The organism is Paractinoplanes polyasparticus (genome assembly GCF_019710575.1).
Lineage (GTDB): Bacteria > Actinomycetota > Actinomycetes > Mycobacteriales > Micromonosporaceae > Actinoplanes > Actinoplanes polyasparticus.
Window position 1 is genome coordinate 286992 of the sequence record NZ_JAHWFK010000005.1, and the last position, 17843, is coordinate 304834.

General features: G+C 72.9%; 13 protein-coding genes. 5 read left to right on the forward strand and 8 right to left on the reverse strand.

Annotated features, from left to right (window positions below; genetic code table 11):
• Positions 1-49: 49 nt before the first annotated feature.
• The 4 genes from pgfA to KXC43_RS08555 all read right to left on the reverse strand — a co-directional run bounded on the left by pgfA (position 50) and on the right by KXC43_RS08555 (position 7850).
• On the reverse strand, positions 50-1141 hold the full coding sequence (gene pgfA, locus KXC43_RS08540; protein ID WP_221375419.1) for a cell envelope lipid trafficking protein PgfA: 1092 nt from the start codon (positions 1139-1141) through the stop codon (positions 50-52).
• A 133-nt stretch (positions 1142-1274) separates the two neighbouring features.
• Positions 1275-2006 (reverse strand): class I SAM-dependent methyltransferase, encoded by a 732-nt coding sequence (locus tag KXC43_RS08545; protein ID WP_221375420.1) that lies wholly within the window; start codon positions 2004-2006, stop codon positions 1275-1277.
• Positions 1951-6183, reverse strand: coding sequence for an alpha-(1->3)-arabinofuranosyltransferase (locus KXC43_RS08550; RefSeq protein WP_221375421.1), 4233 nt, complete (start codon positions 6181-6183; stop codon positions 1951-1953). The genes KXC43_RS08545 and KXC43_RS08550 overlap by 56 nt, the downstream gene beginning before the upstream one ends.
• Positions 6180-7850: a substrate-binding domain-containing protein gene (locus KXC43_RS08555; RefSeq protein WP_221375422.1), complete on the reverse strand. Its 1671-nt coding sequence runs from the start codon at positions 7848-7850 to the stop codon at positions 6180-6182. The genes KXC43_RS08550 and KXC43_RS08555 overlap by 4 nt, the downstream gene beginning before the upstream one ends.
• Before the next feature lie 106 nt (positions 7851-7956).
• Between KXC43_RS08555 and KXC43_RS08560 the strand changes: the two genes are divergently transcribed.
• Positions 7957-9138, forward strand: a complete 1182-nt coding sequence (locus tag KXC43_RS08560) for a glycosyltransferase family 4 protein (protein ID WP_221375423.1) — start codon at positions 7957-7959, stop codon at positions 9136-9138.
• Here KXC43_RS08560 and KXC43_RS08565 read toward each other — a convergent pair.
• Genes KXC43_RS08565 through KXC43_RS08580 form a run of 4 tightly spaced genes read right to left on the reverse strand, consistent with a single transcriptional unit; the run spans position 9123 to position 13537 of the window.
• Positions 9123-9284, reverse strand: coding sequence for a hypothetical protein (locus KXC43_RS08565; RefSeq protein WP_221375424.1), 162 nt, complete (start codon positions 9282-9284; stop codon positions 9123-9125). The genes KXC43_RS08560 and KXC43_RS08565 overlap by 16 nt on opposite strands.
• Positions 9285-9318: 34 nt before the next feature.
• Positions 9319-10974, reverse strand: coding sequence for an MmpA family trehalose lipid delivery protein (locus KXC43_RS08570; RefSeq protein WP_221375425.1), 1656 nt, complete (start codon positions 10972-10974; stop codon positions 9319-9321).
• Positions 10971-12782, reverse strand: a complete 1812-nt coding sequence (locus KXC43_RS08575; protein ID WP_221375426.1) for a hypothetical protein — start codon at positions 12780-12782, stop codon at positions 10971-10973. The genes KXC43_RS08570 and KXC43_RS08575 overlap by 4 nt, the downstream gene beginning before the upstream one ends.
• On the reverse strand, positions 12779-13537 hold the full coding sequence (locus KXC43_RS08580) for an FkbM family methyltransferase (protein WP_221375427.1): 759 nt from the start codon (positions 13535-13537) through the stop codon (positions 12779-12781). Before KXC43_RS08580 ends, KXC43_RS08575 begins: the two co-directional genes overlap by 4 nt.
• A 91-nt stretch (positions 13538-13628) precedes the next feature.
• Here KXC43_RS08580 and KXC43_RS08585 point away from each other — a divergent pair, with 91 nt between their 5' ends.
• From KXC43_RS08585 to KXC43_RS08600, 4 genes are read left to right on the forward strand one after another with little or no spacing between them, the layout of a single operon-like run.
• Entirely contained in the window at positions 13629-14807 is a 1179-nt protein-coding gene (locus tag KXC43_RS08585) for a nucleotide sugar dehydrogenase (protein WP_308129011.1), read from the forward strand.
• A complete protein-coding gene (locus tag KXC43_RS08590) occupies positions 14804-15631 on the forward strand; it encodes a glycosyltransferase family 2 protein (protein WP_221375428.1) in 828 nt (275 codons plus the stop codon). Before KXC43_RS08585 ends, KXC43_RS08590 begins: the two co-directional genes overlap by 4 nt.
• On the forward strand, positions 15628-16653 hold the full coding sequence (locus tag KXC43_RS08595; protein WP_221375429.1) for an NAD-dependent epimerase/dehydratase family protein: 1026 nt from the start codon (positions 15628-15630) through the stop codon (positions 16651-16653). Before KXC43_RS08590 ends, KXC43_RS08595 begins: the two co-directional genes overlap by 4 nt.
• Positions 16617-17843: a lipopolysaccharide biosynthesis protein gene (locus KXC43_RS08600; protein WP_308129012.1), complete on the forward strand. Its 1227-nt coding sequence runs from the start codon at positions 16617-16619 to the stop codon at positions 17841-17843. The genes KXC43_RS08595 and KXC43_RS08600 overlap by 37 nt, the downstream gene beginning before the upstream one ends.

Genomic DNA, 17843 nt, shown 5'->3' on the forward strand with positions numbered 1-17843 from the left:
AACGCTCCGGTCCACCAGAGCGGGGACCGGAGCGTCGTGGAACGCGTCGCTACTCCGCCTTCTGGGCGGAGGTCTTGCTGGTGTCGACGGTGGTGTCGTCGTTGGTGTCGACCTCGGCGGTGGTGTCGTCGGCGGCGCCGGACGCCGAGTGGCGCGGGTTGTGCTTCGGGGCCGGGGCTGCGGGAGCAGTCTGGCGGCGGTTGAGCAGGAAGAGCGCGGCGATGATCAGGACGGCGCCGAGGACGGCCAGGCCGATCGGGGCCCAGACGCCGACGAGCTGGAGCTTCTGGCGGTTGTCGCCGGAGGTCTCGGCCGCGTTCTTGATCGTGTCGTCGGTGTAGGTGAAGGTCGCGTCGAGGATCGAGACGGACTGGCCGTCGTCGCTGACCAGGCTCTTGCTCTGCTTCTCCTCGACCTTGAGGTACTGGCCGGTGGCGGGCTCGACCCAGACCGTACGGGTGTTGTTGTAGTGGACCTTGCCGGTCGCGCCACCCTTGAGCAGCTGCGAGGTCAGCACGGTGAGCCGGTCGGCCGGGAGCTCCTGGATCTCGTCGCGGATCTCCTGGGTGAACTGGTACGTCTCCAGGCCCTCGATCTGCTGGGTCTTGACGAACTTGGCCGGCACGGTCTTGAGGATGTCCCGGTCGTAGATCTCGTAGTCCTTCTTCTCGGTGCCGAAGGGGAACTTGTAGATCTGGCCGGAGTACGCGATCGACTCCTGGTTGTTGCCGGTGTCGAGCCACGCCTTGTCCCACGGCTGGGCCGCCGCGGTCTGCCGGTCGAGGGCCAAGGACGTGCTGTACGCGCTGATCAGGGCGTTGGTGTCGGTCCGCACGACCTGCTGGCCGACGAGCCAGACCACGGCCTCACCGTCGAGCGGGTCGCTGAGGGCCGAGGTGGCCTTCGCGTCCGGGGTCACGGTGATCGTCGAGCGCAGTTCGACGCCCTCGACGACTTCGGCCTTGCCGGCGGTGATCTGCAGGAAGCGCGCGTTGGGGGCCACGGCGACCGACTGGGTGGGCTTCAGGTCGTAGGGCAGTTGCTCCACTGTGGGCGCCACGACGAAGGCCAGGCCGCCGGCGAAAACCAACGCCAGGACGCCGAGACCGAAGAGCGCGGCGCCGAGGACGCGGGACCTCATAGTGCCTCCACGAGAGGTGGTGAGGGATGGGTGTGGGGAGAAAGTTACTGCTGAGTCACATCGGAGTTGGCGGAAGGTTACTACTGAGTCACATCCGGAAGCGACCCCTGGCGGGCAACTTCCTGAGCACAAATTATTCGGCCGGTCCGGTGCGTCGCAGAACGACGGTGAAGTTCCAGGTCAGCACCTCGCGCAGGAGCGGCACGCGGGCCACCCAGCACATCCCGCGCGGATGATACCGGGGCAGCACATCGACGACGGTCACGTCCCCGGCGCGCCGGGCCGCCCGCGCCCAGCGCATGCTGCGCGCCGCGCTGATCGCGAAGAGTGTCTCGCCGATGCGGTTCTTGGGCTCCCGGCCGTTGCGGCGCAGGTAGCGGCGACGGGCGCCCGCGCCGCCGAGCAACAGGTGCCACGGTCCGGTCTCGTGGCCGCCGTGCGGGGACAGCCACGGCGTGTACGACACGAAGATGGTGCCGCCGGGACGGGTCACCCGCACCATCTCGTCCAGCATCGCCTCCGGGGTGGGGACGTGCTCGAGGACGTTGGACGAGTAGCAGACGTCGACCGCGCCGGTCCGGATCGGCAGGGCCGTGCCGCTGCCGCGGACCATGCCGCGCACCTCGGCCCCGGCCGCCGCGAAGTCGCCGACCGCCGGGTCGATGCCGTGGTAGGTCGCCCCGGCCTTGTCGAACTCGTTGCCGAAGTACCCCGGCCCGCCGCCCACGTCGAGCACCCGGGCGCCGTCGAGGTCGACATAGGACCCGAGCTGGCGCACCGAGTCGACGGCGAGCTCCGAGTAGAAACGGTCAGGGTCGGACTGCTCCACCAGGAACGCGCGGAACAGAGAGATCGACCGGCTCATCGTCGCCCGGTGCGGGGTCGTCCCGTGCGGGGTCGTCCGATCCACCGTTGCTCTGCGCACTGCCACCTGGTTCCTCCGAGTCCTCGTCCGGTGCCGTGGTCGCTGCTGGTGCCGCTGCCGCCCGGATCGTCCGGTGGGTCGTCGGGGCGGTGGTCGCCGCCACCGCGCAGACCGCTGCCAGCATCGCGACCTGCACCCAGGCGCCGTACGCCCATTCCTGCCCGTGCCCGAGCAGGCGACCACCGACGGCGACCGCGAGGCCCGCGCCCGCGGCGGCGAAGGCGAGGCCGGGCAACGCGCCCGGGCGCAGCTGGCGCACGATCAGCGCGGCCAGCAGCAGGGCCGCGCCGGCCACTCCGCCCAGCACGACGACCAGCAGCATGAGCGGCACGACGATCCATCCGCCCCTGCCCGGCACGCCGCAGAACATCCAGGCCGGCGGCGACCCGGCGGGCCCGGGCCGCCGCTTGCGCACCGGCAACAGCGCCATCAGCAGAACGAGCAGGATGCAGGCGGCGCCGGCGGCGAGGCCGAGGCGGTACGGGCGGTCCGGCGTGAACTCGAGCGCCACCGCGCCGCCGTTGCCGGCCGGGACCACGAACGCCTGCTGCCAGCCGTCGACCCGGACGGCGCGCAGCTGCTGCCCGTCCAACGTGGCCGTCCAGCCCGCGTTGAAGTTCTCGTGCACGAGCAGCAGCGACTCCGCGCCGCCGCCGACCGTGACGTTCCGCTCGGTCGGCTGCCACCGGGTCGCTTCGACCGGCCGCGTGGTCACGGGCGTGGTCCGGCCCCGGGCCAGGGTCGCCGTGTCCACCACGTACGCCGCCGACGGCACCGTCCGCAGGCGGTGCTCCCCCGCCGCGAGCGGCACGGACTCGCTCACGAAGTCGTCGCACACCGTGACCTTCAGGGCGCGTCCGGCCCGGACGTCGCCCAGCGTGCCGGCGACCGACGTCGGGTACGCCACCCCGTCGATCTCGACGCCCGGTCCGCTGCCGCACCGGGCGAGCAGCGGGGTGCCGTCGGTGGCCGGGGGCATCAGGCCGCTCAGGGCCGGCGCCTCGACCTCCGCCAGCCCGGCCGGCGCGGGCCAGCTGTTGCCGCGGGTGTCGGCCACGACCCCCTGGGTGCCGGTGATCGTGATGCGTAGCTGCTTCGTGGTGACGGCCGGGAAGCGCACCCAGCCGTCGGCGCCGACGCCGGCCACCGTGTCCCGGCCCGGCGTGGTGATCAGCACCTGGGTGGGCCGGGCGGCGGCCGGGACGGCCGGGACGACGAGCCGGACCCGGTCCAGCCGGCGGGCCGCGCCCCAGGACAGCCGCAGTACCGGGGTGTCGTCGGTGGGCTCGGCGAGCCAGGCCGTGGCCGGGTCGCCGTCGACCGCCGCGTGCGCGCCGACCGTGACGTCGCCGGTCAGCACGGACGACGCCGAAGCGGAAACCTTGCGGTTCAGCGGCAGGGTGCCGCCGGGCCGCGGACGGGCGGTCAGGCGCAGGTCGTAGGCGCCGTTGGCGGTGGTCGTGAAGAACCGGTCGATGCCGAGCGGCTCCTCGCCGGAGCGGGCCAGGAACTGGTCACAGCGGACGGCGCCGCCGGCGGGATAGCAGGAGCCCCGCTGCTGCGGCGACCGCTCGAACGCGTAGACCGCCGCCGCGCCGGCCGGGACGTCGGACGGTACCCGCAGGCCACGCTGGGCGGCCAGGCCGGGCAGACCCAGCTCGCGCAGAGCCACGGCGCCCTCGTACCCCGGCTGCAGAGCCAGCACGGTGACCCGCACGGTCGTGGTGAGACCGGGCAGCGTCGAGAGCTTGTGAGCGCCCGGGCCGGCCGGCACGAGGCGGTCCACCACGCCCTGGTCGGTGGTCAGCCGCACCGCCGCGACCGGGGCCGCGATCCGCAGGTCGTCGGCGAAGTCGACGGTCACCTCGGTGACCCGCTGCGGCGTCTCCAGCACCACTTCGAGCCACTGCCCCACAGGCCGTTGGTACGCGTCGGAACGCCACGCCGTCGACCGGTCGCCGTCGAGGGCCGCGAACGGCAGCCCGGACGGGTCGCTGGGGCCGAACGAGTCCGCGAAGCTCTCGCTGCTGGACGCCCGGACCGAGCGGACACCCTGGTAGGCCGCGACCGTCTGGTGGCCCTCGGCGTCGAACGGCAACAGGTCGCTGCGCACCCGCCCCTGCCGGGTCTTCTCGTCCGCGGTCAGGGTCTGGCTGACGTTGTCGCGCATCCGGCCGATGTTGAGCTCGCGCCGCCGCAGGCCGTCCGTGACGATCCGCGGCCCGTCGAAGCCGGCGGCCGCGGAGTCGCCGGCCAGCACGGCCGGCCGGTCGCCGCTGATCAGGCCCTGTTCGAGCACGCCGAGCAGCGATTCCGGCCCACCGCTGACCGTCGGCACGTCCTTGACCGCGGTGGCCGACACGGTGGACACCGGGCGGTCCACCTGGAAGATCTCGATGGCCGGCGCCGAGAGGCCGGCGTCCACCGGACTGGGCGCCGGGCCGGCCGCGCCGACCGGAGGCCCGAACGTGGCCGCCGGAACGAGGCCGGGTGAGCCGGTGACCGCCCGGCGCACCACGGCGATGGGCGGGGCGCCGGAGGCCGCGCGGTCGAGGTCGTGGCGGACGAGCAGGTAGCGGTAGCCGGAGCGGGCCAGGAAGTCGGCCAGGGCGGGCGAGCCGCGGCCCTGCGCGAGCACCTGCTCGACGGTGTCCATGACCCGGATGTTGCCCTCGGAGCCGAGCGGGATCTGGTGCCGGGTCGACCAGGGGGCCTCGGCCAGCGGCTGGATCGGCTCGTCGACCGTGCGGCCCCAGGAGTGCTGGGCGAACCCGGATCCGGGCACGACCAGGGTGCGGGCCTGGGCGTCCTGCTCGTGCAGCCACGTGGTGGCCTGATTCCAGTAGCCGGGGACCTCGGTCCAGCCCGGCCCCGGGCGGAGCACGAACAGCCAGGCCGGGGCGATCGCGGCCAGCAGCAGCGCGGCCACCACCGGAGCGGCCGGCAACCGCAGACGCAGGCGGGGCAGGGCGAGCACCCGGCTCGCCGCGTAGGCCAGGCCGAGCACGATCGGCAGCCGCAGCACCGGCTCGAACTTGTGGACGTTGCGCAGCGGGGCGAGCGGGCCGTCGAGCAGGTCGCGCATCAGCGGCGCGAACGGGCTGTCCATCGTGCCGACGTAGCCCATGGTCAGCAGGGTCAGGCCGGTCAGTGTGCCCAGCACCAGGAAGCGCCGCTCGGGCAGGCCGCGCAACGCCAGGCCGAGGAGGCCGACCGCGGCGACCACGGCTGTCGCGGCCATCAGCACCGGCCGGTCGACCAGCATCCAGCCGGCCGGCCACCACGGCTCGCCCTGGACGATGTAGCCGCTCCACTGGTTGGTGCCGCGGATCGCCTGGAACAGCGACGTGATCGCCGTGGTGGTGGCGGACGACTCGATGTAGTCGAGGAAAGGCAAGCTGTACTGGCCGAACAGGAACAGCGGGATGATCCACCACAGGCTGGCCAGCGTGACGAACAGCGCCCACCAGCCGATCAGCGCGAACAGGCGCCGGTTCCAGGGCCGGGTGAGCAGATAGACGCCGGGCAGGACGAGGGCCATCACCACGGCGGCGGCGTTGATGCCGCCCATGAAGACCACGGCCAGGGCGGAGAGCGCGGCTGCCCGCCGCGCGGATCCGATCCGGTGCACGGACACCAGCGGCAGCATCACCCAGGGCAGGACGACGACCGGCAGCATCTCCGAGGACAGCGGCCCGATCTCGGTCAGCATCCGCGGCGCCAGCGCGTACGCCAGGGCGCCGACGATCCGGCCCGCGTCCGAGCCGATCCCCATGGCCCGGGCCAGCAGGAGCACGCCGAAGTAGGCGGCGCAGAACAGCAACGCGCACCAGACCCGCTGGGTGATCCAGGGCGGGACGCCGAGCAGGTCGCCGGCCGCGAAGAACGGGCCCATCGGGAACAGGTAGCCGTACGCCTGCTGCTGAAGCTCGCCCGAGGTGGCCCACGGGTTCCACAGGTGCAGCGAGCGGGCCATGAACCCGATCGGGTTCTCGGCCAGGTCGAGCTTGGTGTCGAAAGTGGTGCGGCCCGGGCGCTGCAGGAACGCGAGAACCACCAGGAGCAGGGCGCCGGCGCTGACGGCCAGGGGCCGCCGCCGGTCGACGGCCGCCGTCATCGGCGGCACTTCGGCGGCAGGCAGCTGAACTCGGCCAGCGCGGTGAAGAAGATCTGGCGGATGCCGGACGGCTCCTTGGTCAGCGCCACCCGGCCGCCGGTGGCGCCCGCGATCTGCTGCAGCTCGTCCTTGTCGATCTCGGGGCCGACGCCGATGAACAGGATCGGCACCGGGCGCTTGCGGTCGGCCAGCTCGCCCAGCTCGCGCAGCAGCACGGCGCGCTTGATGCCGCGCGGGTCGTCGTCGCGCCCGTCGGTGAGAATCAGGACCATGTTGATCCGGCCCGGGGTCCAGTTGCGGGTGGCGTCGCGATAGGCGGCCAGGGTGGTGTCGTAGAGCCCGGTCCCGCCGTTCGCTTTGACCCGCATCCGGCCCAGTTCCGCGACGATCTGCGCGCGTCGCGGGCCGACCGGCCCGACCGGCACCATCTCGCGGTAGTCGCGCCCGGCCTCGAGGTTGGTCGAGAACTCCCAGATGCCGATCTCGGTGGTGCCCAGCAGCAGCTGGGCGCCGCCCTGGGCGGCCTCCACTGTGGCCGACAGCCGCGTCGCCGTGGAGCCGGGCACCTGCGCGGCCATCGAGCCGGAGATGTCGAAGACGGCGAGCATCCGGGCGCTGATGTGCACTCCTCCCCAGGCGTTGAGCAGGTCGGTCGCGGCGGCTTCGTCGGGCAGCCGCGCGGGCGGGTAGACCACCTTACGGATCCGGGTGGCGGCCGGAATGCCGGCCGGGGCCGCTCCGGACGGCGTGCGCAGTCCGCTTTCGGTCAACGTCCGTGCGCCCTCGGCGGCGAGCAGCGCGCGCAGGAAGGCCGTGGCGCCCGTCTGCTCGTCGCCGGAGCCGAGCACCGCGTACGGATAGTCGGGGCCGGGCAGCGCGGCCGGCGGGTAGAGCGCGACCTGGCCGACGCCGCCCAGTACGGACAACTCGGTGCTGATCATCGCGCGCGACCCGGGTGGAGCAGCCGGGCTCTCCCCGGTGACCGACAGGGTGTTCGGGGCGAGGCGGCGCATGATGGCCGCCGCGCCGGCGGCGGCATCGGCCGGCTGCGTCTTCGCGGCCAGAGCCCGGATGCCGACCAGCGCCGCGAAGCCGAGCGGGCTGGTCGCCGGGTCGGGCAGCGCGACCGGCACCGGCGCCTTGGTCCCACCGACCAGCTTGACCCAGCTCAGGTCGCCGCTGCGGCTCAGCCGGGTGGCCGAGGCGCTGTCCAGGGCCAGCACGACCGGGGTGGTGGCTACCGAGACGCCCTCGGCCGGAACCTGGAACGCGCCGGCCGCGCGGGCCCGTCGCAACCAGAGCGTCGATTCGGGCAGCCACACGTCGGGCGCCGGCGACACGGCCGGCGCCGAGGAAGACGGCGACGCCGCTGACGGGGACGTGTCCCGGGACAGGTCACGCAGGACGTCGGCCGAATCCCGGGCGTCGACGAGGACGGTCAGACAGGTCTCGCGGGCGGCCAGCCGCTCGGCGACCGTCCGGGCCGCGCCGGCGATGCTCGGCGTCGCGGCGACCCGCAGCGTGATCCGCTCGGCGCAGCCGGGGTCGCTGCGGGTGCGTTCGAGATAGGTGACGGCGCTCCATCCGCCGAGCACGGTGACCAGGGCGACGCTCAGCAACGTGACCGGCCAGAACTCCGGTCGCGCGCGGAGGCTCCCGTCGGCCACTGGCTTCTTCCTTCCATCGATGCACCGTTGCGGTTTCTCGGCACGCTGCCCTAATGTGACGCGATCGTGAATCGTACTCGCCAGTAGGGGTGTGAACGAGTAGACCATGACCGATGTCTTCGGCGCCCACGTACTGTTCCTGAACTGGCGGGACACTGCCCACCCGGAGGGGGGCGGTTCGGAGGTCTTCCTCGAGCGGGTGGCCGCCGAAATGGTTTCCCGGGGCTACCGCGCGACCCTCGTCTGTCAGGCCTACGGCGTCGCGCCGGCCGAGGAGACGAACCCGGACGGCCTCCGGATCGTCCGCCGCGGCGGCCGGCACACCGTATACCTCTTCGCGGCGATGATCTACCTCGCCGGGGTATTCGGAATCGGTCCCCTGTCGCGGCGCCGCCTGGGCCGCCCGGACGTGATCGTCGACGTCGGCAACGGCATCCCGTTCCTGAGCCGGCTCTGGTCCCGGCGGCCGGTGATAGCGCTGGTGCACCACGTGCACCGGGAGCAGTGGCCGGTGCTGTTCGGGCCGCGGATGGCCCGGATCGGCTGGTGGATCGAGTCCCGGCTGGCCGTCCGGGTCTACCGCCGGTGCCGGTACGTCACGGTCTCGGCGTCGACCCTGGGCGAGCTGTCCGGGCTGGGCGTCGACCCGCAGCGGATCACCGTCATCCACAACGGAACCACCGCGGTGGTGGGTCCGCCGGTGCCTCGCACGGCCTTCCCCAGCCTGATCGTTCTCGGCCGCCTCGTGCCGCACAAGCGGGTCGAGCTGGCCATGCGCGCGACCGCGCTGCTGGCCACCGAGATGCCCGACGTGGAGCTGGTGGTGGCCGGGCAGGGGTGGTGGGACGAGCCGCTGCGGCAGCTCGCGGCCGACCTGGACATCGAGAAGCACGTGCGGTTCGCCGGGTACGTCAGCGAGGCGCACAAGCACGAGCTGCTCTGCGGCTCCTGGCTGATGCTGCAGCCCTCGATCAAGGAGGGCTGGGGTCTGACCATCGTGGAGGCCGGCGCGCGGGGCACGCCGTCGGTGGCGTTCCGCTCCGCGGGCGGCGTCGTCGACGCGATGGCCGACGGCGAGACCGGCATGCTGGTCGAGGACGAGTTCGAGTTCTTCCGGGCGACACGCGAGTTGCTGCTGGACGCTCAGCGCCGATCGAGCATGGGCGCGGCCGCGGCGTGCTACGCCCGGCGGTTCACCTGGGCGCAGGCCGGCGAGGCCTTCGCCCAGGTGGTCGCCGGGCACCTTCCCGCGGCGCAGCCGGGGAAGTCGGATCAGCGGGTGCCGTAGACGCTCGTCGAGGCGTCGACGATCTCGGTCGTCTGGGCGACATGATCGGCGGACGGGTTGACCGCGCCCATCATGGCCATGATGCCCACCGCGCCGAGGACACCCCCGGCGACCAGGGCTACAACGTAGGTTGCCAGCTTGGCCATGCTTTTCTCCCTCCCCGGTTCGAATTGGCGGACATTACCACGGAGTAACCCGCCGCCGCAGCAGCGTGAGCCCATAGAAGATCACGATTGCGGCTGCGGCTCCGTGGGCCGCCACGGCGAGGACGCGCCCGCCGACGTCCGCGGCCGGGGCGGGCGGCGCGGACGCGTTCTCCCACAGCTGCAGACTCGATCCCGCATAGGCGAGCCGGAGTCCGGTCAGGACGGCCGCCGGCGGCTCGTCCCCGGCGCCCAGCCGCACCAGCACCCAGCGGAAACCGAGCTCGGCGGCGGGCCGGCCGGCTGCCAGGTGCTGCCGCACGGCGCGGGCGCGCGGGCTCTCCCCGTCGACGGTCACCGGCCCCACCCGCAGGGCGTCGTTGATCAGCACCGGGGCGTTCAGGTAGCGGGGCGCCGGGTCGCGCACCACGACGCCGTCCGTCCACGGATAGCGCTGGTAGCCCTCGAACGGCAGGGAGAGCACCTCGCCGGGCGCCGCGCCGACCCGGTCGGCGACCACGTTCCAGTCCGCCGGATAGTTGACCGGCCGCAGGGCGCCGAGGCCGCCGAAGGCGAGATCGGGCAGGACGGCGACCGGCAACAGCGCGGCCCCGATCAGCACCATCCGGCCCGCCGACGGCTCGAAGCGGCGGGCCAGCGTGCTTGCCATACGCCCGGCGCCGGCCGCGAAGGCCAGGGCCAGAGCCAGCGCGTACGGGATGAGGAACTTCTGCCCGTCGCGCAGCAGGCCGCCGCCCGGCACCTGGCCGACCACCCACTCGAGCACGGGCCCAGCCGGCCCGGCGCCCGCCGCGGCGAGCAGGAACCCGCCTGCGGCCAGCACGAGCAACCGGTCCGCGACGCCGGGCAGGCCGCGGCGCAGGACGGGCAGACCGGCCCCCGCGACCCCGAGCAGCAGCAGGGTCACCAGGGGTGTCAGCGCCGAGCCCCGGCTGTCCGGCACGGTCTGGGAGTTCCAGATGCCACCGGTGCCGGCGAGCGACCACCAGGCGCCCGCCCAGTTCTCGGCCCGGGCGGCGAAGGCGGGCACGCCCTCGGGGTCCGAGACGCCACCGGCCGAAGCGGTCAGCGCGGCGACCAGCCACGGCAGATTGAGCCCGAGCACCGAAGCGGCGGCGAACGCGGTGGTCCGTGACCGCAAGGGCAGCAACACCAGGACGGCGGCCAGCGCGATCAGCCCGCCGGTGGGGGTGACGGCGGCCGGAGCGGCCGCGAGCACCAGCCGGGGCAGGGCGCCGGGACGGCCTGCCAGCAGATCCCGGGCCGCCGCCACCAGCCAGGGCAGCGCGGCGTAGGCGAGCAGCAGCGCCCACTGCCCGAGCAGCAGGCGTTCGGCGAGGAACGGCGTCCAGGCGTACGCCAGCGCCGCCACCACCCGGGGGCCGGTGCGCTCGGCCGGCATGAGCCGCGCGGCGCCCAGCGCGGCCAGATAGACGACAGCCACCAGCGCTGTCCGTTGCAGCAGCCAGCCCGGCACGGCCACGTTGGCCAGCGACACCAGCGCGTCCAGCGGCACCGCCCGCGGGAGCGAGTCCGCCGGGGCGAGCATCTCCCAGTTCAGCGGCTGCCGGGGCACGAACACCATGTCGTAGCGCAGCACGTAGCCGGGCCGGGCCAGGGGCGCGAGGACCACCACGGTGACCGCGGCGGCCACACCGTGCAGCGCCTTCACCCGGCCGGCTGGGGCACGAGCGAGCCGATCTCGATCTCGTCGGTGCAGAGGTTGGCCGAGGCGTCGGCCACCTTCAGCGTCACCTCGTCGCCGCCGGCCAGCAGCAGGATGAACATGGCGTTGAGGCCGCGGCGCACCGCGAACGAGCGCGCCGGATGGTCGCCGGCCCGCACCGTCGCCGTGGTGTCCTTGTCGCTGAGGTAGCCGATCCGCAGCACCTGCCAGTAGTCGACGACCTCGGCCCGCAGCGGGATCCGCACCGTGCGGCCGCGGGTCACCTGGTACCCGCAGCCCTTCACCGGACCGGGCTCGGCCCGTACGCCGTCGACCCAGGCCGGCCGGATGTGCCCGGACTCGTCGAAGACGGAGAGCCGCTGAGCCTCGGTGACGAAGGTCGGCCCGTTCTCGACCGGTCCGAAGAACCGGGACTGCATGTTCCACGGGCTCGACATGCTCGGCACCACCTCCTCGGGCACCGGCTGGTCCATGAACACCGTGCCGGCCCCGGCCACGGCCAGGTCGGCCTGCGCGGTGCGCAGGTAGTCCCGCCCGGCCTTCTGCGACCAGTCCGAGGCGAAGTCGACGCTGCTCCAAAGGCTGCTGGCGATGAAGACGGCCGCCGCCACCACCGCGGCCGTGAGGCGCGCCGGCGGCTTCACCTCGTCCACAGTGCCGTCCAGCTTCCGCAAGCCGCACACGGCGATCCCCACGCAGAGGGCCGCGACCGGCATCACGTCGCCGAGGTAGCGCGGCACCAGACCGGCGACCCCGCTGAGCGCCGAGCCGAGCCGGGTGGCCGCGATCAGGCCGCCGGCCAGCAGGGCGAAGAGCAGCAGCAGGGTCCAGGCCCGCACCGCCACCCAGCGCCGCCACCAGATCGTGCCGGCCACGAGCGCCCCGATGAGAACCCAGGAGACCCACCGGGCGGCCGCGGTCGGCGCCACGACCGCGGTGCCGTCCCCCGCTGCCAGCCAGCTCCACGGCCCGCCGATCAGCCCGGGGGCCAGCGACTCGCCGAAGTACTGGCCCAGGAACGTGCCCACCTCGCCTGCCGACGACGGCTCGCGGATCGTGGAGGCGGTCGACATCCCGAGGTAGGCGCCGAGGTAGACCAGCACGATCACGGTCAGCAGGGCCCAGGCCGGCCACCAGCGCCGGACCGTGGTGACGACCGCGCGGACCGGTCCGCCGGGCGCGTAGAGGCAGAGCGCGACCAGGAACACCAGCGGCGCCGCGAACAGCACCTTCTCGAAGAAGAGGAGCCCGACGAGCACCGCCGCGGCCAGCGAGACCAGGTGGTGGTTGTCGCCTGTGCGCAGGTAGCGGACGAGCGCGCCGATCGCGACGATCATCGCGAGCTGCATGGGCAGCAGGTTGACGCCGACCGCCCACCACGCGGTGAGCTCCAGGGTCAGCGGGTTGAACACGAGCAGGCAGAGGGGCAGCAGCAGGCCCCAGCCCGCCGGCAGCATCAGCTTGAGCAACCGGTAGAAGGCGATGCCGACGGCGAGCTGGGCCAGCAGCATCAGCACCAGCAACGGGACGTAGTCGTACCCGGCGAGCCGCTCGACGGCCAGGGTGACCAGCCGGCCGGCCGGCATGAAGTGGTTGTTGTAGAGCCCGAACAGGTGCCCGGGGTCGAGCCCGTACGCGTCGGCCTGGGACACGATCGGGAAGTCGTCGATGGCCAGGAAGCCGCGCCGCGACACGACCGCCCGCCAGGCCACGCTGAGCACGATGAGGACACCGGCGACCGCGTCCACCGGATCGACCCGGACGCGCACGGCCGGCACAGCCGCGGCGGTCACGACCGCCGCTCCGGCCGGAACAGGACCATGTTGACGTAGCGCGGCCGCGGCCAGACCACCCGGCGGGCGAAGCTCTGCTCGACCCGGGCCAGGGCGCCGCGCTGATGGCCGATCAGATCGAATTCGGACAGCGGGATCCAGCGGCCGGCGGGCATCACGTACGGCTGGTAGCCCCACCCGCCGAGCAGGCCGAGCACCGGCTCGACGGGCTGGATCCGCTCCTCCAGCTCGACGATCAGCAGGGGCCGGTCGCGGCGCAGCGTCTTCTCGGCGCCGCGCAGCGCGGGCATCTCGTGCCCCTCGACGTCGATCTTCAGGAACCGGACGTCGGTCAGCGCCAGCTCGTCGATGGTGATCCGCTCGACCGTGACCGCGCGCCCGGTCGGCTGCTCGAGCGACGAGGTGCCGGTGCCCGGACCGCCCGACGGCAGGTGGAGCTCGGCCGTGCCGGCATGGTCGGAAGCGACCGCCTCGACCACCCGCACGTCGGGGAACGCGGTGGCGACGCACCGGGCCAATTCGGCCGTCGGCTCGACCGAGACCACCCGGTCGGCGATCCGGCGCAGGCCGCGCGTCCACGGTCCGTACCAGGCGCCGACATCGACGGCCGTGCCGCCCCTGGGCGCGTACGAGGGGAGCCGGGCGAGCTCCGGCTCGACCCGCGGATAGGCGAATCGCACCGCCGCCGCGACGGCGTTCGACGGTAGTGCCGCGGCGATGCGCGAGCTCATTCGGGTGGTCAACGTGCCGGCCATGGTGACGAACCATAGTGCCTGTCTCGCACATGGGTAGACCCGAAGTTGACTCACGAGTAACCTCCAGGCACCGAAGTGAAGGGAGCCGTGTGTGGACGTCTGCGTCGTGGGTGGTTGCGGCCGTGTCGGCCTGCCCCTGGGCATCGCGCTGGCCTCGCGCGGCCTCTCCGTCGTGCTGTACGACATCGATGCGACCGCGGTCGATACGGTCAACGCGGCAGTGATGCCCTTCGCTGAACACGGCGCGGCCGAGCTGCTGGCCGAGGCGGTCGCGGCGGGCCGCCTGGTGGCCACGACCGAGCCGTCGAGTGTGGGCCGGGCCGACGCGCTGATCGTCGTCGTCGGCACCCCGGTCGACGAGCATCTCAACCCCGACCTCGGCGCGGTGCCGCGGGCGATCGAACGCGGCGCCGAGTACCTGCGCGACGGCCAGCTCATCGTGCTGCGCAGCACGGTCTACCCGGGTGTCACCGCGCTCACCGAGCGGCTGCTGAGCGGCCGCGGCCTCGACGTGGACGTCGCCTTCTGTCCGGAGCGGATCGCCGAGGGCAAGGCGATGACCGAGCTCTTCGAGCTGCCGCAGATCGTCGCCGCCCGTACGCCGCAGGCTTTGGAACGGGCCGAGAAGCTGTTCCGCACCCTGACCGACTCGATCGTCCGGCTCGAGCCGGAGGAGGCCGAGCTGGCCAAGCTGTTCACCAACACCTGGCGCTACCTGAAATTCGCGGCGGCCAACCAGTTCTGGATGATGGCCAACGACTTCGGCCTCGACTTCGCCCGGATCCGGCACGCGGTCACCTTCGACTACCCGCGCGCCGACGACCTGCCGATGCCGGGCTTCGCCGCCGGGCCGTGCCTGCTCAAGGACACGATGCAGCTGGCCGCGTTCAACCGGAACAACTTCGTGCTCGGCCACTCGGCAATGCTGATCAACGAGGGGCTCCCGCTCTACCTGGTCTCCCGGCTGGAGGACCGGTTCGATCTGAGCGAGCTCACCGTCGGCATCCTCGGCATGGCGTTCAAGGGCGGCAGCGACGACTCGCGCGACAGCCTGGCCTACAAGCTGCGCAAGATCCTGACGCTCAAGGCCCGCGAGACGCTCTGCACCGATCCGTTCGTGCGCGACGACCGCTTCCTGCCGCTCGACGAGGTGCTGAAACGGGCCGACCTGCTGATCATCGCGGCGCCCCACCCGCAGTACGCCGACCTCGAGACCGACACGCCGCTGATCGACATGTGGGGCCTGACCGGGACCGGGGTGCTGGTGTGACGCCCCGGGTCTCGGTGGTCATCCCGGTCTACAACGAGGGCGCCGACGTGGTGCGGCACCTGGAACGGATCCTGCGCGAGGTGTTGCTGCCGGCCGAGATCCTCGTTGTGCACGACATGCCCGAGGACACGACGGTGCCGTACGCGCAGAGGATCGCCGAGCACGACCCCCGGGTCCGGACGGTGCTCAACACGTACGGGCGGGGACCAGCCAACGCGATCCGGTTCGGCATCGACGCCGCCGCGGCGCCGGTCGCCGTGGTCACCATGGCCGACGGCTGCGACGACCCGCGGCAGATCGACGACCTGGCCCGGCTGGTCGACCGGGGGGTCGTGGTCGCCGCGGCGTCGCGCTACATGCCCGGCGGGCAGCAGGTGGGCGGTCCGAGGTTCAAGCGGATGGCCTCGCGCTGGGCCGGGCGCACGCTGTGGTGGCTGGCCCGGGTGGGCACCCGGGACGCGACGAACAGCTTCAAGGCGTACGACACCGGGTTCGTCCGCGAGGTGGGCATCGAATCGCGGACCGGCTTCGAGATCGGCATCGAGCTCACCGCGAAGGCGACCCGGATGCGCCGCCCGGTGGCCGAGATCCCGACCATCTGGCTCGACCGGCAGCTCGGCGAGTCCAACTTCGACGTGGGCCGGTTCGTGCCGAGCTATCTGCGCTGGTATCTGTTCGCGTTCGGCCCCCGGCTGACCGGGGAGCAGCTCGCCGACCGCTGGGCGGCCCGCAAGCCGGACGCCGTCGAACCCGGACGCGACGCCATCGAACCCGATCGCGACGCCGTCGAACCCGATCGTGACAAGGAGAGCACCCCGCAGTGACGAAGGTTCTGGTCACCGGCTCGGCCGGATTCATCGGCGGCTACCTCGTCGAGGAGCTGCTCGGCCGCGGGCACGAGGTGGTGGGCCTCGACGACTACTCCAAGTACGGCAAGGTGGCGCACGCCTACGACGACCACCCGAACTTCCGGTTCGTGGAGGGCGACGCCCGCGACCCGCGCCTCGTCGGCGAGTTGCTCGACGGCTGCGACCACTTCATAGCGGGCGCCGCAATGATCGGTGGCATCTCCTACTTCCACACGTACGCGTACGACCTGCTCGCCACCAACGAGCGGATCATGGCGTCCTCGTGCGACGCGGCGATCGCGGCGCACCGCGACGGCCGGCTGAAGAAGGTCACGTACATCTCGTCGTCCATGGTGTACGAATCGACCGACCGGTGGCCCAGCAGGGAGGGCGACGAGAAGGCAGTGCCGCCGCCGCGTTCCTCGTACGGCTTCCAGAAGCTGGCCGTGGAGTACTACGCCCGGGCCGCCTGGGATCAGTACCAGCTGCCGTACACGATCGTCCGCCCGTTCAACTGCGTCGGCGTCGGCGAGGGCCGGGCCCTGGGCAACGCCGAGGTGCTTTCGGGCAACGTCAAGCTCGCGATGTCGCACGTCGTCCCCGATCTCGTGCAGAAGGTCCTCAAGGGGCAGGACCCGTTGCACGTCCTCGGCAGCGGCGAGCAGGTGCGGCATTACACGTACGGCGGCGACCTGGCCCGCGGCATCGTCACCGCGATGGAGCACGAGGCCGCCCGCAACGAGGACTTCAACCTCTCCACCGCGCAGTCCACGACGGTGCTCGAGCTGGCCGAACTGATCTGGCGCAAGGTCAAGGGACCGGACGTGCCGTTCCGCCACGTCAGCGACGAGCCGTTCGCCCACGACGTGGCGATGCGGGTGCCGGACGTGACGAAGGCCCGCGAGGTGCTCGGCTTCACCGCCGCGACCACGCTCGACGCCATGCTCGACGAGGTGATCCCGTGGATCACCCGAGCGGTCGCGGAGGGCCGGCTCTGAGCGCACCGTCCCGGCGCAGCATCGGTCTCTCCGGCGCCGCCGTGACGATCGCCGGCGCGATCACCAACGCCTTCGGCTATGTCGTGCCGGTCCTCGGCGCCCGCCGGCTGAGCGCGGGCGACCTCGGCGCGCTCGCCACCGTGCTGGCGATCGTCGCGATCGCCTCGGTGCCCGGCACCGGCCTGCAGATCGCGATGGCGGTACGCCGGGCCCGCCACCCGGGCGCCACCGCCGGCCGCGTCGCCACGGTCACCGCGCTGGCCTGCGGCGGCGCGGTGCTGGCGCTGGCGCCGGTCGCGGGCCCGCTGCTCGACCTGCCGCCCGCGCTCACTCCCCTGCTGGCCGTCTACACCTTCGCGATCGTCCTCAGTGGCCGCCCACTGGGCGAGCTCCAGGGTGACGAGCGCTTCCTGCGCCTGGCCCTGGGCATGTCCGTGCTGGCCGCCGGCCGGTACGGCGGGCTCGTCGCGGGCCTGCTGCTCGGTCTCGGCCTGACCGGCTCCGTGCTGCTCGGCACCGTGCTGGCGCTGGGCGTACCGCCCGTGCTCGCTCTCATGGCCCGCACCCCCGGCGCCGCGCCGAACGATCACGGCCTCACCGCGAAGCAGGTCTTCACCGCCGGCTCGGCGACCCTGGCCATGCTGGCCGTCTCGTACGCCGACGTGATCCTGGCCCGCCACGTGCTGCCGGCCGACGCGTCCGGCGCCTACGCCGTGGGAGCCGTGCTGACCAAGGGCGCGATGTGGGCCCCCCAGGTGGTCACCGTGCTGGCCCTGCCCCGGCTCGCCCAGGGCAGCCGGCGCGCGCTGCTGATCGCCGTCGGGCTGGTCGCCGCCTGCGGCGCCCTGCTCGTCGCGGCGTCCGCGCTGGCCGGCGGCCTGGCCTTCAGCCTGGCCGGTGGCGCCGACTACACCGGCCTGGGCCGGTACGCGCCGGTCTTCGCCACCACCGGCGCGTTCTACGCACTGGTCTTCGTGTTGGTCAACGCCCAGGTGGCGGCGGGCGCACGCTGGCCGTCAGCGCCGTTGTGGGCCGCCGCGGCGGTGCTGGTGGCGACCGCCGAATGGCTGGTCCCGCACACCCTGCCCGCCGTCATGTGGTGCTCGGCCGGCGCCGCGGCGCTGGCCCTGGCAGGCACAGCCCTGTCACTCCGCAACAGATCCCGGACCGGGCAGCCCTCGAGCCTCTGA

What these genes read in the sequence shown, in the direction of transcription:
- KXC43_RS08580 (WP_221375427.1), bottom strand. Translation starts at nt 13,537, where the DNA reads ATGGCCGGCACGTTGACCACCCGAATGAGCTCGCGCATCGCCGCGGCA.
- KXC43_RS08565 (WP_221375424.1), bottom strand. Translation starts at nt 9,284, where the DNA reads ATGGCCAAGCTGGCAACCTACGTTGTAGCCCTGGTCGCCGGGGGTGTC.
- KXC43_RS08545 (WP_221375420.1), bottom strand. Translation starts at nt 2,006, where the DNA reads ATGAGCCGGTCGATCTCTCTGTTCCGCGCGTTCCTGGTGGAGCAGTCC.
- KXC43_RS08550 (WP_221375421.1), bottom strand. Translation starts at nt 6,183, where the DNA reads ATGACGGCGGCCGTCGACCGGCGGCGGCCCCTGGCCGTCAGCGCCGGC.
- pgfA (WP_221375419.1), bottom strand. Translation starts at nt 1,141, where the DNA reads ATGAGGTCCCGCGTCCTCGGCGCCGCGCTCTTCGGTCTCGGCGTCCTG.
- KXC43_RS08560 (WP_221375423.1), top strand. Translation starts at nt 7,957, where the DNA reads ATGACCGATGTCTTCGGCGCCCACGTACTGTTCCTGAACTGGCGGGAC.